Here is a 23,478-nt window from a genome sequence, read left to right as displayed (position 1 = left end):
CCCGACCGGCCTCAGTCGACCAGGCGCACGCGCACCCGGCGGTTGGCGCGGCCCTTGCTCTCCACCTTGACCACCTGGACCTTGCCGATCTGGGCGGTGGAGGCGACGTGGGTGCCGCCGTCGGCCTGCACGTCCAGCCCGACGATATCGACGATCCGCACCTCCTGCTCCTCCGGCGGGATCAGGTTGGACTGGGTACGGATGATGTCCGGCAGGGCCAGCGCCTCCGCCCGGGGCAGCACCCGGACGGCGACCGACCGGTCCGCGGACACCTCGGCGTTGACCAGGTCCTCGATCCGGGCCTTGAAGTCCGGCGGCACCTCGGGGAGGTTGAAGTCCATCCGGGCCTCGCCCGGTTCCATGTTGCCGCCGGTGACCAGCGCGCCGAAGTCGCGGAACACCACGCCGCAGAGCACGTGCAGGCCGGAGTGGGTGCGCATCAGCATGGTCCGCCGGGTGTCCTCGACCGCGCCGGTGACGGCGGTGCCGACCGGCGGCACCGGGTCACCCTCGGCCGGGACGAGCCAGAGGTCGTCGCCCTTGCGGGTGCCCACGATCCGGGTCTGCACCCCCTGCCAGAGCAGCACCCCGTGGTCCGGCGGCTGCCCGCCGCCGCCCGGGTAGAAGGCCGACCGGTCCAGCACGATGCCCTGCTCGGGATCGGCCGCGAGCACCGTGCACTGCCACTCCCGCAGGGTGGGGTCGGCGAGGTCGAGTCGGTGCGTGCGGCCGTGGTGTGTGACGCCCATGACCGCCGACGTTACCCGTTGAGGAACGTCGAGATCCGCTCCCGCAGGTCGGCGCGTTCCGTCCAGAGCACGCCGGGCCGGTCGTACACGTGCAGGGTGGCCCCGGGCAGCGCGGCGGCCAACTGCTCGGCGACGGCCACCGGGTGCAGGTCGTCGCCCGCGCAGCCGATCACCAGGGCCGGCGCGGTGACCGCGGCGAGCGCAGCGACGTCGCGCACCGGGGCCTGCTCGGGCAGGCCGGCCAGGCCCGGCGCGAGCCCGTCGCGGAGCAGCTGGTCGAGCCGCTGCCGCAGGTAGGCCCAGCCGGCCGGGGTGTTGCGGACCGAGGGCGGCAGCTCCAGCGACACCACGTCGGCCAGCGCCGAGGCGTCCCCGTCGGCCACGGCGTCGAGCAGGTCGGTGAGCCGGGTGCGGGCCACCTCGCCGCGCGGGGTGTCCAGCACGGCCGGCAGGAAGAAGACCAGCTTCTCGAAGCGTTCCGGGCTCTCGACGAGCAGCCGGCAGAGCGCGCCGGCGCCGAGGCTGGCCCCGAAGGCCCGGGTGGCGCCGCCGAGGTCGGCGACGGCCCGGAGGTCACGGGCCAGGTCGAGGTAGCTCCACGGACCGGGCGGCGAGTCGGAGCGGCCGTGCCCGCGGAACTGGAAGAAGAGCCGCCGGCCGGTGACCCCGCTGCCGAACGGGCGGGTGGTGGCGATGCCGTTGCCCAGCCCGTGCGCGAACACGGTGACCGGGTCACCGGTGCCGGTGACCAGCCGCTCCAGGCGCACGCCGTGCGGGGTGGTGACCAGCTCGGTCTCCGGCTCGGGCAGGGCCGGGCGGCCGGTGCGGGGCGCGCCGGGGCCCGGGCCCCAGGTGCGGGGGCCGCCGTCCGGCGGCGGTGGCCAGCGGAAGCCTCTCACCAGAAGCCCTTGCCGTCGTGCAGGTCGCGGAGCCCGACCCGGACGTCCAGCAGGTAGATCAGCGCCGCGGCGACACCGATCAGACCGAAGATGCTGATCACGCCGCCGCCGACACCGAGCAGGGTGAGCAGCATGCAGACCAGCAGGATGGCGATCCAGCCACCCTTGGGGAGGGTGCCGATGGCCGCGAAGGCGTCGGATCGCTGGGTGATCGCGTGCACCAGGGAGACGGCCTCGATGACCAGGGCGAAGACGAGCAGGATCAGCTCGATCACGTAGCGGACTTCGAGGTAGAAGAGCGGCGCGGCGTAGGCCATGTCGGCAAGCTTATGCCGAGACCCCGGAAACGTCCGACAGGACGCCGTCCGGGGTCTCGGTCCAGGCTCGACTCACTCGGCGGCCGGGCGGGTCCGCTTCGTGGTCTTCGGCAGCTTCGCCGAGGGGGTGGCCTTGGTGGCGGTCGCCTTGGCGGTGGTGGCCTTCGCCCGGGTCCGCTTCACGGCGGCGGGCTGGGCCTCGACGACCTCGGCCACCTCGGCCGGGGTGGGCACCTCGACCGGCGCGGCGGCGGCCGGCGCGGGCACGGTGGCCGGAGCGGCCGGGGTGGTGTCGGCCTCGGTCGCCTCGATGTCGGCGTTCACCGTGTCGGCGGCCTCCAGCACGCCCGCGCCGACGACCCGCTCACCGCGGGCGACCAGCTCGGCGTACGCGGCCAGGGCGCGCTCCTGCGCGGCCTGGGCGCCGGCCAGCACGGCGGCGGCGTTGCGGCCGGCGGCCTCGCGCAGCTTGTCGAGGTTGGCGGCCTCCCGGAGCTTGTCCAGGTTGGCGGCCTCGCGCAGCTTGTCGAGGTCGAGGTCGCCCGAGCCGGCCTTCTCCCGCAGCCCGGTGGCGGTCAGGTTGGCGGTCTTCAGCGTCTCGGTGGCCTTCTGGCGCAGCTCGAAGCCGGTGACGACGGCCTTGCCACCGAGGTCGGCGACGACCCGGGTGCCGAGGTCGCTGACCACGGTGGGGAGCTTGCGCAGCTGCTGGAGGGCCAGCTCACCGGCGCCGGCGGCGGCGTAGACGGGGGCGGGGATGCGGTTGGTCTTCGGCTGGGTCATGACTGCTCCTCTTCGGCCGCACCGGCGGCCTTCCGGACCACCGTGCGGGCGGTCTTCTTCTGGGGGACGGCGGTGGTCGGGGCGGGCGCCGTGCCCGCCTCCGTGACGGCGACCGACTCGAGGACCGCCTCGGTCGGGGTGCCGTCCGGCGTCGTGGGGCCGGTCGCGGCCGGCGCGACGGTGGCCGGGGCCTCGGGCGCGGTGGCCGGCTCGGTGGCCGGGGCCTCCGGTTCCGTGGCCGCCTGGGCCGCGGCCGTCGCCTCGGCGAGGCGCGCGTTCTCCCGGCGGAACGTCTCGTAGATCTGGGTGAGCGACTGCTTCTGGGCCATGGTCAGCTCGGGGTCGACGGCGATCGCCGCGAGCACGCCCTGCCCCTCCTTGTCGTCCAGCAGCCCGGCCCGCAGGTACATGGCCGGGGTGGAGACACGCAGGGCGCTGGCGAGCTGCTGGAGCACCTCGGCGCTCGGCTTGCGCAGGCCGCGCTCGATCTGGCTCAGGTACGGGTTGCTGACGCCGGCCTGCTCGGCGAGCTGGCGCAGCGAGATCTTCGCGTTGCGGCGCAGGTCGCGAATGAACCCGCCGACGTCGGGAAGGTCCTTGCTGGTGGCCATGACTCCACGCTAGCTCGCGGTGCTAGCTGCTGCAAGCAAAGTGCTAGCCAGAGTTAGCGAGGTCACCTATAGCCGGTTGCGCGCCGGAAGTCGGGTCCGTACGGTGCCTCCGTGGTCAAGATCGAGGTCAACGGCGCCCAGCTCGCGTACGACGAGGCCGGTAGCGGCACCCCGGTGGTGCTGCTGCACGCCGGCATCGCCGACCGGCGGATGTGGCGGCACCAGCTGCCCGCGCTCGCCGCCCGGCACCGGGTCGTCGCCGTCGACCTGCGCGGCTACGGCGACTCCGAGCTGCCACCCACCCCGTTCGCGCACCACGACGACGTGATCGGGCTGCTCGACGCGCTGGGCCTCCCGCAGGCCGCCCTGGTGGGCTGCTCGTTCGGCGGCAAGGTCGCGGTGGACACGGCGCTGGCGTACCCGGACCGGGTGGCCGCGCTGGCCCTCTTCGGCGCCCCGGCCTCCGGCAACGAGTGGTCCGAGGAGACCGAGCGGCTCTGGGAGGAGCTGGTCGGCGACGTGGACCCGGAGGACTTCGCCGCGACCGCGGCCGGCGAGGTGCGGTTCTGGGTGGTCGGCCCGACCCGCCAGCCCGCCGACGTCGACCCGGAGCTGATCCGGTTCGCCGAGGAGATGGACCGCCGGGCACTCGCCGCCGAGCAGGCGCTCAGCGCGGTCGAGGCCGGCGAGCTCGACCCGCCGGCGATCGACCGGCTGGCCGAGCTGCGGATGCCGGTGCTTACGGCCTCGGGCGCGGACGACCTGGCCGACATCCGCCGGCTGGCCGACCGGATCGCCGCCGAGGCGCCGCAGGGCACGCGGCTGCCGGACGTGCCCGACGCCGGCCACCTGCTCCCGCTGGAGCGCCCCGAACCGGTCAACGCCGCGCTGCTCGACTTCCTCCGCTGATCCGCCGCCCGGCTACCAGACCGGGCGGACCGCGCCCACCGGGAGGCCGCCGCCCAGCAGGGGGATCTCGGCGTACTCGGTCAGCACCGGTGCCTCGACCCCCAACCGGCGCAGCGCTGAGACCAGCACCGGCATCCGGGGGCGGCCGGCGCCGTCGTCGATCTTGAGGGCGACCGCGCCGACCCCCGGCACCGCCGCCGCGATCACGCCTTCCGCGCCGACCTTGGCCAGCAGCCCGGGTACGCCCCGCATGAGCCGGGTGTCGTCGGCCTGGGTGCCCCCGACCAGCTCCGGGTACGCGCGCATCGCGTCGGCCACGGTCCGCTCGACGGTGCCCGGCTCGGCGGAGACCAGCCGCAGGAAGGCGCGCGCCAGCCCGGTCAGCGAGACGGCGAGCACCGGCGCGCCGCAGCCGTCCACCCCGACGGCCGCCGCCTTCTCCCCGGTGAACTCCTCGATCGCGGCGGTGAGCCGCTGCTGGAGCGGGTGCTCGGGGCGCCAGTAGCCGTCCAGCGGCCACCCGGCGGCCAGGCAGGTGAGCAGCATCGCGGTGTGCTTGCCGGAGCAGTTCATCAGCGTCCGGGTCGGCCCGCCCCCGGCGCGCAGCACCGCCTCCCGGGCCGCCTCGCCGACCGGAAGGTCCGGCGGGCAGTGCAGCGCCTCCTCGGTCAGGCCGGCGCCGCGCAGCAGGGCGGTGACCCGCTCGACGTGGAACTCCTCGCCGGCGTGACTCGCCGAGGCCAGCGCCACGTCGGCCGGGTCGGTCAGCGGCAGGCCGGCCCGGAGCATCCCGATCGCCTGCATCGGCTTGTTGGACGAGCGGGGGAAGATCGGCGAGGTGACGTCACCCGCCCCGGACACCGCCGTGCCGGCGGCGTCGAGCACCACCACGGAACCACGGTGGACGCCCTCCACGAACCCGGACCGGACCACCTCGGCGAGCGGCACGCCGCCCTCGTACGTCTTTCCCACGGAGTGGACGGTACCGAGGGGCCCGGAGGGCCCGGCACCGGGGTGACCAGCGACGTCGGCCGCCGGCGTACAGGGGTGCCGGGCGGACCGTCGCTTACAGGCCGAGCAGCGCCCGGGCCTCGCTGGTGGTGAGCGGCGGACGCTGGGCGAGCTGGGCGAAGCCGACCGCGCGGGCGACCAGTTGCATGTTCGACTCGACCGGGCGGCCCTTGGCGTACGTGACGGTGTCCTCCATGCCCACCCGGAGGTGACCGCCGGCCGAGAGCGAGGCCAGCATCACGGGGATGGTGCTGCGGCCGATGCCGGTGGCCGAGAACGTGGTGCCCTCGGGCAGGTCGCGCAGCATCTGCTGGGCCGCGACCAGGGTGGCCGTGGTGCCCGGCATGCCGCCCGGCACGCCCATCACGAAGTCGACGTGCACGTGCCCGCCGTGCGGCAGGCCGTACTTGCCGAGCAGCCGCTGGAGCGCGGTGAGGTGGCCGAGGTCGAAGATCTCGTACTCGGGGACGACGCCCTTGTCCTGCATCCGGGTGTGCAGGTCGACGATGAACTCCCACCGGTTGAGGAACACGTCGTCGCCGAAGTTGACCGTGCCCATGGTGCAGGAGGCCATGTCCGGGCCGGCGTCGAGCACGGCCAGCCGCGCGGACTCCGGGTCGGTCACCGCGCCGCCGGAGGAGAGCTGCACGATCAGGTCGGTGCTCTGGCGCAGCGCCGCCACGGTCTCCCGCAGCCGACCCTGGTCGAGGGTGGGCTTCGCCTCGTCGTCGCGGATGTGGACGTGGATCACGGCGGCGCCGAGCGCCTCGCACTCCTTGGCGGTCAGCAGCAGCTCGTCCAGGGTCACCGGCAGCGCCGGCACCTCCGCCTTGGCCGACTCCGCGCCGGTCGGGGCAACCGTGATCAACGTCCCTGTGGTCATGCCCGGATCCTAGACCGCCGGCCGCCCTCCGGTCGACAGCCGGATCGCAGCAGAATCAGGTGCGCCCGCCGCCGGACGCGGAAGATTTTCCGCTTCACGGCCGCCGGGACGACAGCCCTTACGCCGGATCGATGGCGGCGGCCGTCTCCCCCACCATCAGCCGGGCGTCGTCGGCCACGTTCCGCTTGACCACGGCGAGGGCGATCTGACCCAGCTCGAAGTGGTGCACCGCGGTGCCGACGAAGCCGACCGTCCGGCCGTCCAGGGTCACCGGCGTGCCAGCCGCCGGAGGCTGGTCGGTGGTCACCCCGTCCAGGTGCAGCAGGGCGAGCCGGCGCGGCGGCTTGCCCAGGTTGTGCACCCGGGCCACCGTCTCCTGCCCGCGGTAGCAGCCCTTGTCCAGGTGTACGGCCGAGCCGATCAGGCCCACCTCGGCGGGGATGGTCCGGTGGTCGGTGTCCACCCCGGCCCGGACCTGCCGGGCGGCCACCCGCACCGCCTCGTACGCCCACAGCCCGGCCACCGGCACGCCGGCGCCGCGTAGCTCGTCGACCACCTGCGTCATCGCCTCGCGGGGCACCAGCAGGTCGACGCCGAGCGCCACCCGCCGGGCCCAGCCGCCGACGGGCAGGGGCTTCACGTCGTACACCACGGAGGGCCGGGACGGCAGCTCGCCGGAGCGGAACTTCGGACCCGGCACCTTGACCACGTCCGGCGCGGCCAGCCCGGTGACCCCGAGGGTGTCGAGCGCGCCGGTGGCCTCCGGGCCGACCAGCGAGAGCAGCGCGTGGTCGGCCGTCGCGTCACGCGGGTCGACCCTGCTGAAGAACCGCATCTTCTCCAGGTAGGACAGCAGGCCGCCGGTCATCCCGGGCTCGGTGTCCAGCCAGGTGGTCTCGCCGTCCTCGGCGACCATGGCGTGCTGCTCGACGTGCCCGTGCGGGGAGAGCACCAGCAGCTCGGTGCCCTGCCACGGGCGCAGCGCGGCGAGGTGCTGGCTGGTCAGCGTGTGCAGCCAGGTCATCCGCTCCTCGCCCGGCACCGCGATGACGCCCCGGTGCGAGCGGTCGACCAGGCCGACGCCGGTGGCCAGGGTGCGCTGCTCGCGCATCGGGTCGCCGTAGTGGGCGGCCACCGGCCCCACCCCGGCCGCCCGGTGGGCCGGCTCGGGCTGGTCCCGGGTCTCCTCGTCGATGGCCTCGGCGGTCACCGCTCCCGCAATGTCGATCATTGACGTTCCCCGTCCTCGCACTGGCCGCAGACGCCGAAGAGCGCCACGTGCCCGATGTCGACCTGGAATCCCCGCTGCGCGGCCAGCTGCTCGGCGAGCGGCCGGAGCAGCTCGGGGTCGATCTCGTCGATCGCGCCGCACTCCCGGCAGACCAGGTGCACGTGCTGGTGCTCACCCGCCGCGTGGTAGGTCGGCGAGCCGTGCGACAGGTGGGTGTGGGTCACCAGGCCCAGCCGTTCCAGCAGCTCCAGCGTGCGGTAGATGGTGGTGATGTTGACCCCGGCGGCCACCTCGCGCACCGCCGTGTGCACCTGCTCCGGCGTGGCGTGCCCCAGATCCAGGACAGCCTGGAGGACCAGCTGCCGCTGCGCCGTCAGCCGCAGCCCACGGGAGCGGAGCAGTTCCGCCAGGGAGGGTTCGGACACCGTCCGATCATAGTTCGGCCGCCGCGCCGGTCCGCCCGCCGCCGGGGTACGCCACTACGCTGCGCTCGTGGTGGCGACGCGGGTGACCGTGCCGGGCCGGGGTGTGGTGCCGGCCGGCGAGGCGGTGCTGCGCGGCGACGACCGGGGCGTGCTGCAGGGTGACGGCCTCTTCGAGACCCTGCACCTGCGCGGCGGGCAGCCCTGGCTGCGCGACGCCCACCTGGCCCGGCTGCGGGCCGGCGCCGACGTGATCGGGCTGGCCATGCCTCCCACCGAGGTGCTGGTCGAGCTGCTCGACACGGTCAGCGCGGGCTGGCCGGCCGACGTCGAGGGCGCGCTGCGGCTGGTCTGCACCCGGGGGCCGGAGGGCGGCGGGCCGACCACGGTCTACGCCACGCTGGGCGAGGTGCCGGCGGCCGCCCGGCGGGCCCGCCGGGACGGGGTGACGGTCGCCACCCTGCCGCTCGGGGTGGCCGCCCGCGCCCGCCCGGAGCTGGGCTGGCTGCCGGCCGGGGTGAAATCCACCTCGTACGCGGTGAGCACCGCCGCCCGCCGCTGGGCGGAGCGGGCCGGGGTGGACGACGTGCTCTGGGTCTCCACCGACGGCTACGTCCTGGAGGCGCCGACCGCGAACGTGGTCTGGCTGGCCGGTACGACGCTGTGCACGGTGCCGGCGGCGGAGACCGGCGTGCTCCCCGGCGTCACCGCCGGCTGGCTTCTCGACCATGCCCACGAGCTGGGCCTCCGGCCCGACGAACGCCTGCCCACCCCGGCAGACCTGCACGGGGCCGACGCCATCTGGCTCACCTCGTCGCTGCGCGGCCTGGCAGAGGTGACCTCCCTCGACAAAACCCCCCGCCCTCGCTCCCCCCTGACCACACCCCTCCTCACCCTCCTGGGCTTCGAGGCGCGTTGATCAAGGTCAGCCGGCTACTCGGGTCAGGCGGGCTGACAGGTGGGGGCTCAGGGGGTGGCCCACCGCGGCCATTTCCTGGGCGTAGAGGAGGGCGCCCTCGACGATGCCGAAGAGGCGGGCGCCGGCGGTGACCTCCTTCGCCGTGGCCGTGCGGACCACCGCGTCGGTGGCGAACTCGATCTGGGTGCCCTTGCGCTTGCCGATGTGCAGCTCCATCACGCCCGTGGGCGTGGTCATCAGCGCTTCCAGCTCGTCGGTGACCCGGTCGCCGTCCAGCACCGGACGCCACCAGCCCACCTCACGGCCGGCCGGGCGGACCGGGCGGCTCTGCTCGTCCAGGATCCAGGCGCGGGACTCGTAGAACAGGAAGGGCCGGCCGTCGTGGCTGATCCGGATCTCCTGCGCGAAGTCGAAGTCCTCGATGGTGGGGAACCCGCCGCGACCCCGCCCGCGCCACACCCCGATGTACGGGAGCAGGCCGTCCAGGCTCCGGTGCAGCTTCGGGCCGACGCGCAGGTCGTGGCTCTCCTCGTACGGGTACGGGTCGACCGGCGGCGCGTTCAGCCACGGCGGCTGGAGCGGGTTCTCGCTCACCATTTTCCTCTCGAGATGCGAACAGCGAGGTAGACGAGGCCACCGGCGAGCGCGCCCAGGCCGGCGACCAGCAGGCTGACGAACCCGATCTCGGTAACCATCCCGGCCATCCTATGCTGGGCGTCATGGCCCGCACTCTCGTCGTCAAGGCCACCGCCGGCGCGGACTCCCCGGAGCGCTGCGCACAGGCCTTCACCGTCGCCGCCACCGCGGCCGCCGCCGGGGTCGACGTGTCGCTCTGGCTCACCGGCGAATCGACCTGGTTCGCGCTGCCCGGGCGGGCGCAGGACTTCGAACTCCCGCACTCCGCGCCGCTGGCCGAGCTGCTGCACGTCATCCTGACCACCGGCAAGGTGACCGCCTGCACCCAGTGCGCGGCCCGCCGGGACATCGGCCAGGACGACGTCATCCCCGGCGTACGGATCGCCGGGGCGGCGGTCTTCGTCGAGGAGGCGATGACCGAGGGCGCCCAGGCCCTGGTCTACTGACCCACCGGGCCGCGCGGCCGATGTCCGTTCCGCGTGGACTGCCGATCCTGGCCCGACATGTCCGACCGCTGCCTACGATTCGGTTGTGGGTGAGGCGATCGAGCGGTTCTTCGGGTCCCTGCCGGCGCGGGCCCCGGGGGTGCTGCGCGGCCCGACCCGCGGCCGCCTCCAGATCGACCTGACCACGGGCAACCGCACCGAGCACTGGTACCTGGAGCTGGCGCCCGGCGCGGTCCAGGTGACCCGGGAGCAACTGCCGGCCGACGCCATTTTCACCGTCAGCGCCGAGCTGTTCGAGGAGCTGGTCACCGGCCGGCAGGCCGGCATGGCGGCGGTGCTGCGCAACGAGGCCACGTTCAGTGGCAACGTGGTGCTGTTCCTGGTGTTCCGCCGGTTCTTCCCCGACCCGCCCGGCGTCCGGGACCCCCGGGAGACCGCCCGCGAACACGTCCGGCGGTCGGGATGAAGGAACGCATCAGCATCCTCGACGGCAACACCTTCCTGGTCAGCGACCGGCGCGGCGACATCGAGCCGTCGTTCGACTTCCCCACGGGGCTCTTCTCCTTCGACACCCGGTTCATCTCGACCTGGCTGCTCACCCTCAACGGGCAGCGGCTGCACCCACTCTCGATCGACGACTCGATGTCGTACCGGACCCGGTTCTTCCTGGTCCCCGGCGAGCCGACGCACTATCTGGACGCGAAGGTCTCGGTGATCCGCAGCCGGTCGATCGGCGGCAGCTTCGACGAGGAGCTGACCCTGCTCAACCACTCCGGCCAGGAGGTGGAGTTCACCCTCCGGATGGACATCGGCTCCGACTTCGCCGACCTGTTCGAGATCAAGCATCAGCGGCAGAAGAAGGGGCACACCACGCCCACGGTCAGCGGGGACCGGCTGCGGCTCACCTACCGCCGGGAGGGGTTCCACCGTGAGGTGGTGGTGACCAGCACCGCCCCCGGCGACTTCGACCAGGAGGGGCTGACCTACCGGCTCCGGGTCGGGCCGCACGGCGAGTGGACCACCCAGCTGCACGTGGAGACGTCCATCTTCGGCGCCCGGGGGGAGGACATCCGGGCCACCCTGCCGCTCGGCGGGCACCGCTCGGTCGCGGCCATCCACGCCGAGCAGAACGAGCTGATCGAGCGGGCTCCGAAGCTGGGCTGCGACTGCCAGCCGCTGGCCGGGGCGTACCGGCGCAGCCTGAACGACCTGGCCGCCCTCCGGTACGAGTCGATCGCGCTGGGCGTACGCCTGCTCGCCGCCGGCCTGCCCTGGTTCATGACCCTGTTCGGGCGGGACAGCATCTTCACCTCGCTCCAGGTGCTGCCGTTCCTGCCCGAGCTGGTCCCGCCGACCATCCTCATGCTGGCCGGCCTCCAGGGCAGCCGGCTGGACGACTTCCGGGACGAGGAGCCCGGCAAGATCCTGCACGAGCTTCGCTACGGCGAGACCTCCGGTTTCCAGGAGCAGCCGCACTCCCCCTACTACGGCTCGGCCGACACCACCGCGCTCTTCGTGATCCTGCTCGACGAGTACGAGCGGTGGACCGGGGACACGAAGCTGGTCCGGCAGCTGGAGCAGGAGGCCCGGGGGGCGCTGGGCTGGCTCGACTCCTACGGCGACCTGCTCGGCACCGGCTACGTCTGGTACATGACCCGCAACCCGGAGACCGGCCTGCAGAACCAGTGCTGGAAGGACTCCTGGGACTCGATCTCCTACTCCGACGGCCGGCTGCCGCAATTCCCCCGGGCCACCTGCGAACTCCAGGGCTACGCGTACGACGCCAAGCTGCGCGGCGCCCGGCTGGCCCGCAAGTACTGGAACGACCCGGCGTACGCCGACCGGCTGGAGCGCGAGGCGGCGGCGCTGAAGGAGCGGTTCAACCGGGACTTCTGGATCCCGGAGCGGGAGTACTACGCGCTCGCCCTCGACCCGGACGGGCGGCACGTGGACGCGCTCTCCTCCAACATCGGGCACCTGCTCTGGAGCGGCATCGTCGACGAGTCCCGGGCGGCGACCGTCGCCGGGCAGCTGCTCGGGCCGCGGCTCTTCTCCGGCTGGGGGGTGCGGACCCTCGCCGACGACCAGGGCCGGTACAACCCCATCGGCTACCACGTCGGCACGGTGTGGCCGTTCGACAACTCGATCATCGCCTGGGGCCTGTGGAAGTACGGCTTCCGGGAGGAGGCCGGGCAGATCTGCGAGGGGATGCTCAGCGCGTCCCGCTACTTCGACGGGCGGCTGCCCGAGGCTTTCGCCGGCTACGAGCGGGGTCTCACCGACTATCCGGTGGAGTATCCCACCGCGTGCAGCCCGCAGGCCTGGTCGGCCGGCACCCCGCTGCTGCTGCTGCGGGTGATGCTGGGCCTGGAGCCGCAGGGCGAGCACCTGATCATCGATCCTGCCGTCCCGGGCGGGATGGGCCGGGTGGAGCTGCTGGACATCCCCGGCCGGTGGGGCCGGGTGGACGCCCTGGGCCGCAGCCGCACGCCGCACGACCACCAGCGCGGGCACTGACCGTCGACCCGCTCCGCCCGATGGGGCGGCGGTCGGCCGGCCGCCGGGACGTCAGCCGGTGCAGCCGGTGGAGGCCGCCAGCCGGAGCTGGTCGCCGGTGGCGTCGGCCAGCACGACGACGGATCCGCTGCGGTAGGCGTACTCCTCGGGGCGGTCGACCACCGCGGCGCCGAGCGGCTTCAGCGCGGCCAGCGACACCGGCTCCGCGCCGGCGGCGACGCGGACCGTCTGCGCGACCCCGCCCGCCGGGCACGGGGCGACGACCTGCTCGGGGTCCGGCGGCGCCGGCCGGCCCAGGGCCCGCAGCGCCCCGTCGAGTTCCGCCCCCAGCGGGTGCCCCGGGAGCAGGTGGGCGTCGACGACAGTGGTGTCGAGCGGGCGGCAGCCGGTGTCCGCCGAGAAGCGGACGCGGCCGTCGGCCACCACCCGGCCGTCGACCGCGACGAACTCCCCCGCGTCGGCTCGCAGCCGTGGGCTGCCGGCCTCCGGGGCCACCCCGGCCCGCCAGTCGGCGGGCAGCCGCCGCGCCACGCGCTCCAGCACCTCGCGCTCTCCACCGGCGGGCACCAGCACGTCCACCCCCCGGGTGAGCGACGCACCGTCGGCCAGCGGGGTGACGCGGCAGCCCCGCTCGAGGACGGGCGGCGTGAACGCCCAGGCGGCGTCGCCGAGGGCGGCCACCACCTGGCCGGCCGCCCGGGCCAGCACGGGCACCGCCTGGCCCAGGGTGCGCTGCTCCTTCACCGTCGGCGGGTCGTGCCGCACCGACCACAAGGTCAGCCCGGCGAGCAGCACCGCCCACGCCGCCGTGGCGGCCACCAGCCAGCGCAGCCCACGCCGGCCTCGGGTCGGCTGGTCGGGACGGGTCGGCGGGGCGTATCCCGCCTGGACGGCACCACTCACCGGGCCATCGTGTCACGCGCCGGCGACCGGCCCGGCCGCGCCCGTCGTCCCGGCCCCGGAACACCCGTGGCGGGCTCCGGAAACGCCCGTGGCCCGCCGCCCTGGTGGGGGCGGCGGGCCACGATCAGAGCGTGGGTCAGGCGGCGACCGTGACGGTCACCTCGTTGATCCCGCGGGCGGCGGCGACGGCGGTGTCGCCGTTGCCGTGCCGGGAGAGCGCCCGCAGGGTCCAGTTGCCGGGCGCGGCGAAGAACCGGAACTGGCCGGCCGGCGAGGTCACCACCTCGGCGGTGAACTCGCCCGTCGAGTCGAGCAGCCGGACGTACGCACCCGGCACGACCTCGCCGGACTCGGCCGTGACCAGGCCGGTGATGACGGTTTCCTTCTCCAGGTCCAGGCTGGCCGGGAGGGGGGCGGCCTGGTCCGGGGCGGCGCAGCCGGCGGCGGTGGGAGCAGTCATAAAGATCAGGCCTCCCCGACAGAGCTGTCCGACCCGGCTTCGCCGGGAGTGTCGCCGAGCGCGACCGGCACGCCGACCAGCGAGCCGTACTCGGTCCAGGAACCGTCGTAGTTCTTCACGTTGCGGTGGCCGAGCAGCTCCTGGAGCACGAACCAGGTGTGCGAGGAGCGCTCGCCGATCCGGCAGTAGGCGATGGTCTCCCGGCTGTCGTCCAGCCCGGCGTCGGCGTAGATCCTGCGCAGCTCGTCGTCGGACTTGAAGGTGCCGTCCTCGTTGGCCGCCTTGGACCACGGGACGCTGATCGCGGTCGGCACGTGGCCGGCACGCTGGGCCTGCTCCTGCGGCAGGTGGGCCGGGGCGAGCAGCCGTCCGGCGTACTCGTCGGGGCTGCGCACGTCGACGAGGTTCTTGGTGCCGATCGCGTCGACCACCTCGTCGCGGAAGGCGCGGATCGAGGTGTCCGGCGCCTGCGCGACGTACTGCGTGGCCGGGCGCTCCACCGTGTCGGTGACCAGCGGGCGGGCGTCCAGCTCCCACTTCTTGCGGCCGCCGTCGAGCAGCTTGACGTCGCGGTGGCCGTAGAGCTTGAAGTACCAGTACGCGTACGCGGCGAACCAGTTGTTGTTGCCGCCGTAGAGGATCACGGTGTCGTCGTTGCCGATGCCCCGCGCCGAGAGCAGCTCGGAGAACTGGGCCTGGTTGACGAAGTCCCGGCGCACCGGGTCCTGGAGGTCGGTACGCCAGTCGAGCTTGACGGCGCCCGCGATGTGGCCGGTGTCGTAGGCCGAGGTGTCCTCGTCGACCTCGACGAAGACGACGCCCGGGGCGTCGATGTTCTTCTCGGCCCATTCGGCCGAGACGAGTGCGGTGTCGCGACTCATCAGATCACTCCCTGTGAGGATGGATGGTGAGCCAGCGCGCGGAGATCGAAGTCGGTGATTGTCGCACCACGCGCGGGACCCAGAGCTAGGAACGGATCACGGGTACGTGCGACGGCGCCGCTGCCGGGCGATCAGGGGGAGAGCCGGAGGGTACGCAAACCCTGTGTGCCGGGGCCGCTAGGCGGCCGAGGACAGCCCCGCCGTCAGATGACGGGGCGACACAGGCAGGTGGCCACGCGGCACAGGTCGACCGCGCGCCGTTTGGTGAGGAGCGTCCCCATGGAGAGGGAGACTACCAGCCGGCCCGATCGGCGCCACCGGGCCGACCAGCATCCGGGACACGGCCGGGGCGGCGGGCGGGGTCTCAGCCGGCGGAGTTGATCGGCACGTTCCGCGCGTCGGCGTCGACCACCAGGCCCTCCGGCCTGGGCTCCACCTTGCGCACGTTGAGCTGGAACGGCAGTTCCGGAAGGGGCACGTCGATCGAGATGCCCCTGGCGTAGTTGGCCAGCAGCGTCTTCGCGAGCGGCAGGTTGGGCAGGCCCTCGGCGGTCAGGTCGTTGAAGCGCAGCGCCACCTTGCCGTTGGCGACGGTCACGTCGGCGGTGCCGTTCACGGTGAGCTTGGCGCCGAGGATGTCGACCGGCGCGGTGACCGCGAGCTTGCCGTTCCGCTCGCCGAGGGTGAGCCCGGGGCGGTCGAGCAGCTTGGCCAGGCTGTCGTAGGTCACGGTGCCCCGGCCGTCGACGGTCTCGGCCACCACGTCGCCCCGGCCGGAGCGGAGGGTGTCCAGCGAAGCCTTGACGTTGCGGGCGTCCACGTCCAGCCGCGGCACGCTGACCGCGTCGCCCTGTACCTTGCCCTGCACGTCGGTCAGCACGATGGAGATGCGCTCGTACTTCCCGGCGAGCACCTGGGTGAGGAACGGGAAGCCGCCCACCTCGACCTGGGGCGCCGCGGACTGCGCGTCCTGCTTGGCGACCTCCTTCTTGACCTGGTCGGCGATGGCGCGCTCGGCGACGCCGGCGGCCACGCGGTCGGCGACGACCAGGAGCCCGGCCAGGACCAGCAGCAGGACGACGAAACCGACCAGCAGCTTCCGGCCCCGCCGCCGGGGTCGGCCCTCGTTCGCCGGGTACGCCTCTGCCACGCCGCCTCCTGCCCTCGCCGCATCACCGCGTCTCGCGGCGCAACCGTACTTACCCGAGCCGCCGTTGCCCCAACCGCGCGGCTCAGAGGAAGAGCACGCACATGGCGTACGCGGCCGGCGCGGCGAGCGCGAAGCCGCCCAGGGGGCCCTGCATGTGCCGGGCGACCCACATGGTCGGCGGCTCGCCGGCCATGAGCCGGCCCGCCTCGGCGTACCCGACGGCGAGGTCGGCCAGCACGGCCGTGCCCGCCGTGACCAGGCCGACCAGCGCGGCGCTGGTCGGGGTGAAGCCGACCAGGTAGCTGCCGAGGACGGCGCTGGTCAGGGTGCCGAGCATGGCGCCGGCGACCACGCCGGCGGCGCCCCGGGGCACCTGCGGGGCGAGCCGGGGCCAGGGGGCCACCGCGTCGGTGAGCCGGGCCACCAGGAGGGCCACCCCGGTGGCCGTGAGGCAGACGGTGATCGCCTGGGTGCCCTTCGGGATCCGGCTGAGCACGATCAGCGTGGCGAACGCGACCACCCCCACCACGATCAGCAGGGTGCTGCCCAGCGAGTCGGTCACCCGTACCCGGTCCACCCGGCGGACGAGCTGGCCGAGCACGCCGAGCACGAAGCCGGCGGCGGCGGCGTAGCCGAGGGGGGCCAGGCCGGCGATCTCCGACTGCACGGCCGCGGCGTCGGCGATCGCGGCCGCGGCGGCGCTGACCAGGGCGACGACCAGCAGCGCCGGCGGGCGCATGGCCATCGTCCAGGCCAGCACGAAGAGCAGCTGGACGCCGAAGATGATGAACGCGAAGGGCAGCCGGTGCCCCGGGCCGGCGGTCTGCGCGCCGAGCACCAGGCCCACGCCGAGCAGCGCGGCGAAGCCCGCGACGGTCAGCGCGAGCGGGCGGCGCACCGGGACCGGCGGCACCTCCTCCTCGGGCGCCTCGTCGGCCTCGTCGTCCGGGCGCCGGCCCGGCCCGCCCTTGCGGAGCCGGCGGGGGCCCTTCCGCTCCCGCGCGGCGCCGTCGTCGTCGGCCGGGCCGGTTCGCGGGGCCGGCGGGTAGCCACGGGCGGGGCCGGCAGGCCCGGGAGGCGGGCCGCCGGACCAAGGGTCGCGGCCGGTGTCGGGCGAGGTCGAGGGAAACACGCCCCGATCGTGCCAGACCGGCCCGGCCCGGCGGAGTCACGGTTTCGGCAACGTTAAAACCTGAGCCGCGATCGGGGGCAGATCCGACAAACGGGAAAGGACACAGAGGTGACGGCCGGGCCATCGGTTACGCTCAAGCCGTTACCCCGCCCGTCAGCGACGCCGGGACCCACGCAAATTCTCAGCGCCACACCCCTCGGGAGTGTCGCTGGTCGCGCGCGGCCGGAGAGCCGCCGGGACGGAGGTGATCGTGTGGAGCTCCTGCTGCTGGTGACCGCGCGCGCAGGTGAACCATCGGCGGTGCTGCCGGCGCTCGACCTGCTGCCGCACTCGGTCCGCACCGCGCCGCGCGACGTGCGCACGCTGGTCTCCGGCCCGACCCCGGACGCCGTCCTGGTCGACGCTCGCGCCGAGCTGAGCGAGGCCCGCGCGACCTGCCGGATGCTGCACGCCACCGGGCTGGGCGTCCCGCTCGTCGCGGTCGTCACCGAGGCCGGGCTGATCGCGCTGAACGCCGACTGGGGCGTCGACGACGTGATCCTGGCCGGCGCGGGCCCGGCGGAGGTGGAGGCCCGGCTGCGGCTCGCGGTCGGCCGGCTGAGCAACGCCACGGCGGGCGCCGGCGGCTCGATCCGGGCCGGCGAGTTGACCATCGACCCGGACACCTACGCGGCCAAGCTGAAGGGCCGCCCGCTCGACCTCACCTACAAGGAGTTCGAGCTGCTCAAGTTCCTGGCCCAGCACCCCGGCCGGGTGTTCACCCGGGACCAGTTGCTGCGCGAGGTGTGGGGCTACGACTACTTCGGCGGCACCCGCACGGTCGACGTGCACGTCCGGCGGCTGCGCGCCAAGCTCGGCTCCGAATACGAGTCGATGATCGGCACGGTGCGCCAGGTGGGCTACAAGTTCGTCGTGCCGCCGTCGCGTTCGCTGCCGGAGTCGGAGCCCGCCCCGCTGCCGGTCTGACCGAGACCTCCGCACCGTCCCCCATCGGGGATGCTTCCCCCGGTTCGCCCTTTTTGCCCGCTCAGTCAGACCTACTCTGACTGCCGGATCTGCCGGGCGAAGGGGGCGACGGTGCGTGTGGTGACCACGGGGGCGACGAACGGTCGGGCCTGCTGATGTCGGCCTCGACGCTGCGGGCGGCGGGGATGGTGACGCTGGTGGTGGCCGCACTGCTCGGCTCCGCGTACGCGCTCGGGCGCAGCCTGGTGCCCGACCACCCGCACCGGGGCACCGGCGTGGCCGCCAGCGTCCACACCCCGCACTACGGCGACCAGCCACCCAGCACCGAGTTCCCCGGCCCGCCGGGCGGCGGTTACGGCGGTCCGAGCCCCGACGCCAGCCCGAGCGCGCCGGACGACGCCCGCCAGCCCGACAGCGAGGGCCCGTACGGCGCCCGGATCTCCACCGGCTCGACCCGGATCGCGCTGACCTTCGACGACGGCCCCGACCCACAGTGGACCCCGCAGGTGCTCGCCCTGCTCAAGGAGTACGGCGTGAAGGCCACGTTCTGCGTGGTCGGCGAGAACGCCGAGAGCCACCCGGACCTGGTGCGGTCGATCGTGGCCGACGGGCACACCATCTGCAACCACTCGTGGAACCACGACATCACGCTGGGCAAGCGCTCCCCGGACGCGATCCGCGACGACCTGATTCGCACCAACGACGCGATCCGGGCGGCGGCGCCGGACGCGCGGATCGCGTACTTCCGGCAGCCGGGCGGGGCGTGGACGTACCCGGTGGTGTCGACCTGCGAGGAGCTGGGCATGACGCCGCTGCACTGGGCGGTGGACCCGACGGACTGGCAGGCGCCCGGCAGCGCCAAGATCACCGAGCGGGTGCTGGCACAGACCGGCCCGGGCTCGATCGTGCTGATGCACGACGCGGGCGGCGATCGCTCCGGCACGGTCGAGGCTTTGCAGCACCTGCTTCCCACACTGCTGGACCGCTTCCAGCTGGAGGCGCTGCCCACCGGCACCACGTGACCACCGCCACCGTCCGGTGCCCGCGTCCGGCATGATCGGCGGCTCGCCGGCCGCTACGGTGGCGGAATGAGCAGCACCCTGCCGACCGCCGACCGTGTCGCCCGCGCCGACCGGCTGGCCCCGGTCGAGGTCGCCGAGGTGCTGGCGCTGGCCCGTGCCGCCGGCGACGCGGACGGCGCCGACCCGCTCGACGAGCACGTGCTGCTCCGGCTGCGCGACCCGGAGGCGCCCGCCGTGCACCTCACCGCCCGGGCCACCGACAACACCCTGACCGGGTACGCCCATCTCGACACCACCGCGCCCGCCGACGGGATCGGGGTGGAACTGGTGGTGCATCCGGCGTACCGGCGGCGGGGCACCGGGCGGGCTCTCGCGCGGGGCGTGCTGGCCGCCGCGGCCGGACCGCTGCGGGCCTGGGCGCACGGCGACCACCCGTCGGCCGCGGCGCTCGCGGTCGACCTGGGCTTCGCCCGCGCCCGGGTGCTGTGGCAGTTGCGCCGCCCGCTGACCGCCGCGCTGCCCGAGCCCAGGCTGCCCGACGGGGTGCGGCTGCGCGCGTTCCGTCCCGGCGAGGACGACGACGCCTGGCTGGCGGTCAACAACGCCGCCTTCGCCCAGCACCCCGAGCAGGGCCGGTGGACCCCCGCCGACCTGCGGGTACGCCTCGCCGAGCCGTGGTTCGACGCGGCCGGCTTCCTGGTCGCCGAGGACGTGGCCACCGGCCGCCTGCTCGGCTTCCACTGGACCAAGGTGCACGAGCGTCCGGGTTCGGCCCGGATCGGCGAGGTCTACGTGCTCGGCGTGGACCCGGGCGCGCACCGCGGCGGCCTCGGCCGGGCGCTCACCACCGCCGGCCTGGCCTACCTGCGGGACCGGCGCGGGCTGGACCGGGTGATGCTCTACGTGGACGAGTCGAACGCGGCCGCGGTGGCCCTCTACGAGCGGCTCGGCTTCGCCCGCTGGTCCGCCCACGTGAACTACCACCTCGGCTGAGGGCCCACGCCGCCCCTTCCCGTCCCGTCCAGCGGTCACGGCCGCGTCACGCGGTGGACTCAGCCGGATAACGAGTGCCCGGAAAAATCGTATTATTAGCGATAGTGGGCCGCGAGTTCACGAAACGGACAACCGGCCCTCAGGCTATGGCCACCCGGCTGGCCGCGCCTGTTCATCTTCCGTTCACTTCCGACCGGCGAACCGTCTACCTGGCACTCCTACCTTTCGTGTCAGCCGGTCAGCGCCGGCACCCGGGAGACCGGGCGACCTGACCAAAGACGTGAAGGGAAACCCCTCAGGTGAAGCTCCAGCGGCACGGCGCCATTGCCTGCCTCGCTCTTACCGCGGTGCTCGGTCTCAGCGCCTGCGGCTCGGACAACAACGAGTCGACCGGCACCTCCGCCTCCGGCTCGGCCGCCGCGGTCGACTGCGGCAAGGGCACGCTGAACGCGCAGGGTTCCTCCGCCCAGAAGAACGCCATGGCCGAGTGGATCAAGGCGTACCAGCAGAAGTGCGCTGGCACCACGATCAACTACGAGCCCACCGGCTCGGGCGCCGGCATCCAGGCCTTCATCGCCGGCACCGCCGACTTCGCCGGCTCCGACTCCGCGCTCAAGCCGGAGGAGCAGCCGCAGGCGGACGCCAAGTGCAGCGGCGGGCAGGCCCTCAACCTGCCGATGGTGATCGGCCCGGTCGCCGTCGTCTACAACGTCACCGGCGCGGACAACCTCCAGTTCACCCCGGCCACCCTGGCGAAGATCTTCGCCGGCAAGGTGACCAAGTGGGACGACCCGGCCATCAAGGCCGACAACCCCGACGCCAAGCTGCCGTCCACGGCCATCCAGGCGGTGCACCGCTCCGACGAGTCGGGCACCACCGACAACTTCACCAAGTACCTGTCGAAGACCGCCGAGTCCGACTGGACCTTCGGCAACGCCAAGGCGTGGAAGGCCCCGGGCGGCGTGGGTGCGGCCAAGTCCGACGGTGTGGCCAGCAAGGTCAAGAGCACCGACGGCACCATCAGCTACGTCGAGTGGTCCTACGCCGAGAACGGCGGCCTGAAGAAGGCCAAGGTCAAGAACGGCGCGGGTGAGTTCGCCGAGCTGACCGCCGAGTCGGCCGGCAAGACCATCGCCGGGGCCAAGTTCGAGGGCCAGGGCAACGACCTCAAGATGTCGATCGACTACAACACCAAGGAGGCCGGGGCGTACCCGATCGTCCTGGCGACCTACGAGATCGTCTGCAGCAAGGGCCTCGCGGCCGACAAGCTGCCGCTGGTCAAGGGCCTGCTGGGCCACGCCGCCAGCGCCGAGGGCCAGCAGGACCTGGTCGAGCTGGGCTACGCCCCGCTGCCCGAGACCGTCCGCGCCAAGGTCGAGACCGCGGTCAAGAGCCTCTCCTGACCCGCTGACCGAGACACCTCCTCTACCCCGAAGCGAGCGAGCAGATGGGTGACACCCCTCACCGCTCGGCACACGCCGGCACCGGCGGGACCCGCGTGGCCACGAGCCACGGGTGGCCCGCCGGTGCCTCGGCGCGTGTGGCCGAGCCTTCCGGTATCCCGGGCATGCCCGACAACGGTCTCGGTGGCGGCGGCGGGCTGCCCCGGGCCCGGGCCTTCGGCGCGGAACGGGCGTTCCGCGGTCTGACCCTGGCCGCCGGCACCACCGTCCTGGTGATCATCGCGGCCATCGCGATCTTCCTGATCGCCAAGGCCGTGCCGGCCCTGCGGGCCAACAGCGAGTCCTTCTGGACCTTCGAGGGCTGGTTCCCGAACGACGACCCGCCGAAGTTCGGCATCGGCGCGCTCGCCTTCGGCACCGTGCTCAGCTCGCTGCTCGCCCTGCTCGTGGCGGTGCCGGTGGCGCTGGGCATCGCCCTCTACCTGTCCCACTACGCCCCGCGCCGGCTGGGCAACGCCCTCGGCTTCCTGATCGACCTGCTGGCCGCCGTGCCCAGCGTGGTCTTCGGTCTCTGGGGCCGGGACTACTTCGCCCAGCCCGTCGCCGACCTGTCGGCCTGGCTGAACCGCTACTTCGGCTGGATCCCGATCTTCGGCGAGGGCCCGTACGGCAACTCGATCCTGCTCGGCTCGGTGGTGCTGGCGATCATGGTGCTGCCCATCGTCACCTCGCTCTCCCGCGAGGTGTTCCGGCAGACCCCGACCGCCAACGAGGAGGCCGCCCTCGCGCTGGGCGCCACCCGCTGGGAGATGGTCCGCACCGCCGTCCTGCCCTACGGCCGCCCGGGTGTGATCGCCGCCGTGATGCTCGGCCTGGGCCGGGCGCTCGGCGAGACCATCGCCCTGGCGCTGACCCTCGGCTCCACGTACGCCATCTCGTTCAACATCCTCCAGAGCGGTGGCAACTCGATCGCCGCGAACATCGCGAACCGGTTCGCCGAGGCGAACGACACCGGCCGGGGCGCCCTGATCGCCTCCGGCCTGGTGCTCTTCGCGATCACGCTGATCGTCAACATCACCGCGCGGGCGATCATCTACCGCCGACGCGAGTTCACGGAGTCAGCCGCATGACCTCCACCGTCACCTCCCACCGCCCGCAGCCGCCGGCCCAGCCGGTCACGCTGCGGGCCCGGCGGCTTCCGGCGTACGCCGCGCCCGCCATCGCCGTCGTGGCCCTCCTGGCCTCGGCCGGCATCGTGTACGGCGCCGGCATCGGCGGCCCGGTCCTCGTCGTGGTCGTCGCCGCGCTGCTCTACCTGGCCGGCCTCTACGCCGCCGCGAACGCGGTGGAGGGCCGCCGGGCCGCCCGCAACCGGACCTGGAGCGCGCTGATCCACTCCGCCTTCGTGCTGGCGGTGCTGCCGCTGGCCTCGGTCGTCTGGACCCTGGTGAGCAAGGGCTCCGAGCGGCTGGACGGCAACTTCTTCGGCACCTCGATGAACAACATCGGGGCCCGGGACGCCAACGGCGGCGCGTACCACGCCATCATCGGCACCCTGGAGCAGGTCGGCATCGCCACGCTGATCACCGTCCCGCTCGGTGTGCTCTGCGCGATCTACGTGGTCGAGTACGGCCGGGGCCGGTTCGCCTTCACCATCCGCTTCTTCGTGGACGTGATGACCGGCATCCCGTCGATCGTCACCGGCCTGTTCGTGCTGGCCTTCTGGGTGCTGGTCGTCTCGCCGTGGTTCAACGACGGCCGGCCGGGCTTCTCCGGCTTCGCCGCCGCGCTGGCGCTGAGCGTGCTCATGCTGCCGACCGTGGTCCGCTCCACCGAGGAGATGCTCCGCCTCGTGCCGGCCCCGCTGCGCGAGGGCGCGTACGCCCTCGGCGTGCCGAAGTGGAAGACCATCCTGCGGGTCGTGCTGCCGACCGCGCTGCCCGGCATCGTCACCGGCATCATGCTCGCCATCGCGCGGGCGGCCGGCGAAACGGCGCCGGTGCTGCTCGTCGCGGGCGGCGGCGCCGCGATCAACTTCAACCCGTTCGAGAACAACCAGTCGTCGCTGGCTCTCTTCGTCTACCAGCAGGCCGGCGAGGCCTCGAAGTACTCGCCGGCGCGGGCGTGGACCGCGGCGCTGACCCTGGTCGCCCTCGTCCTCATCCTGACCGTCGCGGCGAAGTTGCTGGCCCGTCGCAACCGGCTCGGCCGATGAACCCCGGAGGTACCACCACC

General features: G+C 73.6%; 28 protein-coding genes. 11 read left to right on the top strand and 17 right to left on the bottom strand.

From position 1 onward, the window contains the following. Positions 1 to 11: 11 nt before the first annotated feature. From NLX85_RS11270 to NLX85_RS11250, 5 genes are all read right to left on the bottom strand, one after another. A complete protein-coding gene (locus tag NLX85_RS11270; protein ID WP_254334330.1) occupies positions 12 to 749 on the bottom strand; it encodes an alanyl-tRNA editing protein in 738 nt (245 codons plus the stop codon). An 11-nt stretch (positions 750 to 760) separates the two neighbouring features. Continuing rightward, positions 761 to 1,648: an alpha/beta fold hydrolase gene (locus NLX85_RS11265; RefSeq protein WP_254334329.1), complete on the bottom strand. Its 888-nt coding sequence runs from the start codon at positions 1,646 to 1,648 to the stop codon at positions 761 to 763. Beyond that, complete coding sequence (locus tag NLX85_RS11260) at positions 1,645 to 1,965, bottom strand: DUF2516 family protein (RefSeq protein WP_254334328.1); 321 nt, start codon at positions 1,963 to 1,965, stop codon at positions 1,645 to 1,647. Before NLX85_RS11260 ends, NLX85_RS11265 begins: the two co-directional genes overlap by 4 nt. A 72-nt stretch (positions 1,966 to 2,037) precedes the next feature. Further along, complete coding sequence (locus tag NLX85_RS11255) at positions 2,038 to 2,748, bottom strand: hypothetical protein (RefSeq protein WP_254334327.1); 711 nt, start codon at positions 2,746 to 2,748, stop codon at positions 2,038 to 2,040. Beyond that, entirely contained in the window at positions 2,745 to 3,359 is a 615-nt protein-coding gene (locus tag NLX85_RS11250) for a helix-turn-helix domain-containing protein (protein ID WP_212831617.1), read from the bottom strand. The genes NLX85_RS11255 and NLX85_RS11250 overlap by 4 nt, the downstream gene beginning before the upstream one ends. Before the next feature lie 111 nt (positions 3,360 to 3,470). Here NLX85_RS11250 and NLX85_RS11245 point away from each other — a divergent pair, with 111 nt between their 5' ends. After that, on the top strand, positions 3,471 to 4,268 hold the full coding sequence (locus tag NLX85_RS11245; protein ID WP_254334325.1) for an alpha/beta fold hydrolase: 798 nt from the start codon (positions 3,471 to 3,473) through the stop codon (positions 4,266 to 4,268). 12 nt (positions 4,269 to 4,280) lie between these two features. Here the strand turns inward: NLX85_RS11245 and NLX85_RS11240 are convergent, their stop codons facing one another. The 4 genes from NLX85_RS11240 to NLX85_RS11225 all read right to left on the bottom strand — a co-directional run bounded on the left by NLX85_RS11240 (position 4,281) and on the right by NLX85_RS11225 (position 7,818). Next, a complete protein-coding gene (locus NLX85_RS11240; RefSeq protein ID WP_254334322.1) occupies positions 4,281 to 5,240 on the bottom strand; it encodes an asparaginase in 960 nt (319 codons plus the stop codon). Positions 5,241 to 5,334: 94 nt separating this feature from the next. After that, positions 5,335 to 6,162, bottom strand: coding sequence for a 3-keto-5-aminohexanoate cleavage protein (locus NLX85_RS11235; protein ID WP_254334321.1), 828 nt, complete (start codon positions 6,160 to 6,162; stop codon positions 5,335 to 5,337). A 118-nt stretch (positions 6,163 to 6,280) separates the two neighbouring features. Further along, positions 6,281 to 7,393 (bottom strand): folate-binding protein YgfZ, encoded by a 1,113-nt coding sequence (locus NLX85_RS11230; protein ID WP_254334319.1) that lies wholly within the window; start codon positions 7,391 to 7,393, stop codon positions 6,281 to 6,283. Then, entirely contained in the window at positions 7,390 to 7,818 is a 429-nt protein-coding gene (locus NLX85_RS11225; RefSeq protein ID WP_091317473.1) for a Fur family transcriptional regulator, read from the bottom strand. Before NLX85_RS11225 ends, NLX85_RS11230 begins: the two co-directional genes overlap by 4 nt. A gap of 67 nt (positions 7,819 to 7,885) precedes the next feature. On the opposite strand from NLX85_RS11225, the gene NLX85_RS11220 reads away from it, so the two are divergent. After that, entirely contained in the window at positions 7,886 to 8,734 is an 849-nt protein-coding gene (locus NLX85_RS11220) for an aminotransferase class IV (RefSeq protein WP_254334317.1), read from the top strand. A gap of 6 nt (positions 8,735 to 8,740) precedes the next feature. On the opposite strand, the gene NLX85_RS11215 is transcribed toward NLX85_RS11220, so the two are convergent. Continuing rightward, complete coding sequence (locus NLX85_RS11215) at positions 8,741 to 9,331, bottom strand: FABP family protein (RefSeq protein WP_091267494.1); 591 nt, start codon at positions 9,329 to 9,331, stop codon at positions 8,741 to 8,743. Next, the gene (gene mtfM, locus NLX85_RS33265; RefSeq protein ID WP_046570768.1) at positions 9,325 to 9,429 is read right to left on the bottom strand and encodes a small membrane protein MtfM; all 105 of its coding nucleotides are present in this window, start codon (positions 9,427 to 9,429) and stop codon (positions 9,325 to 9,327) included. The genes NLX85_RS11215 and mtfM overlap by 7 nt, the downstream gene beginning before the upstream one ends. 12 nt (positions 9,430 to 9,441) lie before the next feature. On the opposite strand from mtfM, the gene NLX85_RS11210 reads away from it, so the two are divergent. The 3 genes from NLX85_RS11210 (at position 9,442) to NLX85_RS11200 (ending at position 12,333) form a co-directional block, all read left to right on the top strand. Beyond that, complete coding sequence (locus NLX85_RS11210; RefSeq protein WP_254334315.1) at positions 9,442 to 9,816, top strand: DsrE family protein; 375 nt, start codon at positions 9,442 to 9,444, stop codon at positions 9,814 to 9,816. An 85-nt stretch (positions 9,817 to 9,901) separates the two neighbouring features. After that, entirely contained in the window at positions 9,902 to 10,282 is a 381-nt protein-coding gene (locus NLX85_RS11205) for an SCP2 sterol-binding domain-containing protein (RefSeq protein WP_254334313.1), read from the top strand. Then, on the top strand, positions 10,279 to 12,333 hold the full coding sequence (locus tag NLX85_RS11200; RefSeq protein WP_254334311.1) for a glycogen debranching N-terminal domain-containing protein: 2,055 nt from the start codon (positions 10,279 to 10,281) through the stop codon (positions 12,331 to 12,333). The genes NLX85_RS11205 and NLX85_RS11200 overlap by 4 nt, the downstream gene beginning before the upstream one ends. A gap of 51 nt (positions 12,334 to 12,384) precedes the next feature. Here NLX85_RS11200 and NLX85_RS11195 read toward each other — a convergent pair whose 3' ends face one another. From NLX85_RS11195 to NLX85_RS11175, 6 genes are all read right to left on the bottom strand, one after another. After that, complete coding sequence (locus tag NLX85_RS11195; RefSeq protein ID WP_254335519.1) at positions 12,385 to 13,164, bottom strand: hypothetical protein; 780 nt, start codon at positions 13,162 to 13,164, stop codon at positions 12,385 to 12,387. A gap of 208 nt (positions 13,165 to 13,372) precedes the next feature. After that, complete coding sequence (locus NLX85_RS11190) at positions 13,373 to 13,696, bottom strand: DUF1416 domain-containing protein (protein ID WP_148431197.1); 324 nt, start codon at positions 13,694 to 13,696, stop codon at positions 13,373 to 13,375. A 5-nt stretch (positions 13,697 to 13,701) separates the two neighbouring features. Beyond that, complete coding sequence (locus NLX85_RS11185; RefSeq protein WP_254334310.1) at positions 13,702 to 14,577, bottom strand: sulfurtransferase; 876 nt, start codon at positions 14,575 to 14,577, stop codon at positions 13,702 to 13,704. Positions 14,578 to 14,780: 203 nt separating this feature from the next. Continuing rightward, positions 14,781 to 14,858 carry an Ms5788A family Cys-rich leader peptide gene (locus NLX85_RS33650; RefSeq protein ID WP_311202345.1) on the bottom strand — a complete coding sequence of 26 codons (78 nt, stop codon included), beginning with the start codon at positions 14,856 to 14,858 and terminating at the stop codon, positions 14,781 to 14,783. An 83-nt stretch (positions 14,859 to 14,941) separates the two neighbouring features. Then, positions 14,942 to 15,727 (bottom strand): DUF2993 domain-containing protein, encoded by a 786-nt coding sequence (locus tag NLX85_RS11180; protein WP_254334308.1) that lies wholly within the window; start codon positions 15,725 to 15,727, stop codon positions 14,942 to 14,944. A gap of 82 nt (positions 15,728 to 15,809) precedes the next feature. Further along, the gene (locus tag NLX85_RS11175; protein ID WP_254334306.1) at positions 15,810 to 16,859 is read right to left on the bottom strand and encodes a hypothetical protein; all 1,050 of its coding nucleotides are present in this window, start codon (positions 16,857 to 16,859) and stop codon (positions 15,810 to 15,812) included. 252 nt (positions 16,860 to 17,111) lie between these two features. Here NLX85_RS11175 and NLX85_RS11170 point away from each other — a divergent pair, with 252 nt between their 5' ends. The 6 genes from NLX85_RS11170 to pstA all read left to right on the top strand — a co-directional run bounded on the left by NLX85_RS11170 (position 17,112) and on the right by pstA (position 23,458). Further along, a complete protein-coding gene (locus NLX85_RS11170; protein ID WP_091267462.1) occupies positions 17,112 to 17,825 on the top strand; it encodes a response regulator transcription factor in 714 nt (237 codons plus the stop codon). A 155-nt stretch (positions 17,826 to 17,980) separates the two neighbouring features. Continuing rightward, the gene (locus NLX85_RS11165) at positions 17,981 to 18,847 is read left to right on the top strand and encodes a polysaccharide deacetylase family protein (RefSeq protein ID WP_254334304.1); all 867 of its coding nucleotides are present in this window, start codon (positions 17,981 to 17,983) and stop codon (positions 18,845 to 18,847) included. Positions 18,848 to 18,913: 66 nt separating this feature from the next. Then, positions 18,914 to 19,840 carry a mycothiol synthase gene (gene mshD / locus NLX85_RS11160; RefSeq protein WP_254334303.1) on the top strand — a complete coding sequence of 309 codons (927 nt, stop codon included), beginning with the start codon at positions 18,914 to 18,916 and terminating at the stop codon, positions 19,838 to 19,840. Between the two features lie 299 nt (positions 19,841 to 20,139). Further along, complete coding sequence (gene pstS, locus NLX85_RS11155) at positions 20,140 to 21,243, top strand: phosphate ABC transporter substrate-binding protein PstS (protein WP_254334301.1); 1,104 nt, start codon at positions 20,140 to 20,142, stop codon at positions 21,241 to 21,243. Between the two features lie 44 nt (positions 21,244 to 21,287). After that, on the top strand, positions 21,288 to 22,373 hold the full coding sequence (pstC, locus tag NLX85_RS11150; RefSeq protein ID WP_254334299.1) for a phosphate ABC transporter permease subunit PstC: 1,086 nt from the start codon (positions 21,288 to 21,290) through the stop codon (positions 22,371 to 22,373). Beyond that, on the top strand, positions 22,370 to 23,458 hold the full coding sequence (pstA, locus tag NLX85_RS11145) for a phosphate ABC transporter permease PstA (protein ID WP_254334297.1): 1,089 nt from the start codon (positions 22,370 to 22,372) through the stop codon (positions 23,456 to 23,458). Before pstC ends, pstA begins: the two co-directional genes overlap by 4 nt. Positions 23,459 to 23,478: the final 20 nt, after the last annotated feature.

Origin of the sequence: Micromonospora sp. A3M-1-15 (assembly GCF_024213425.1) — a bacterium.
Lineage (GTDB): Bacteria > Actinomycetota > Actinomycetes > Mycobacteriales > Micromonosporaceae > Micromonospora > Micromonospora chersina.
Note: the sequence above shows the minus strand (reverse complement) of the source record. Positions and strands in the feature narration are given on the sequence as shown.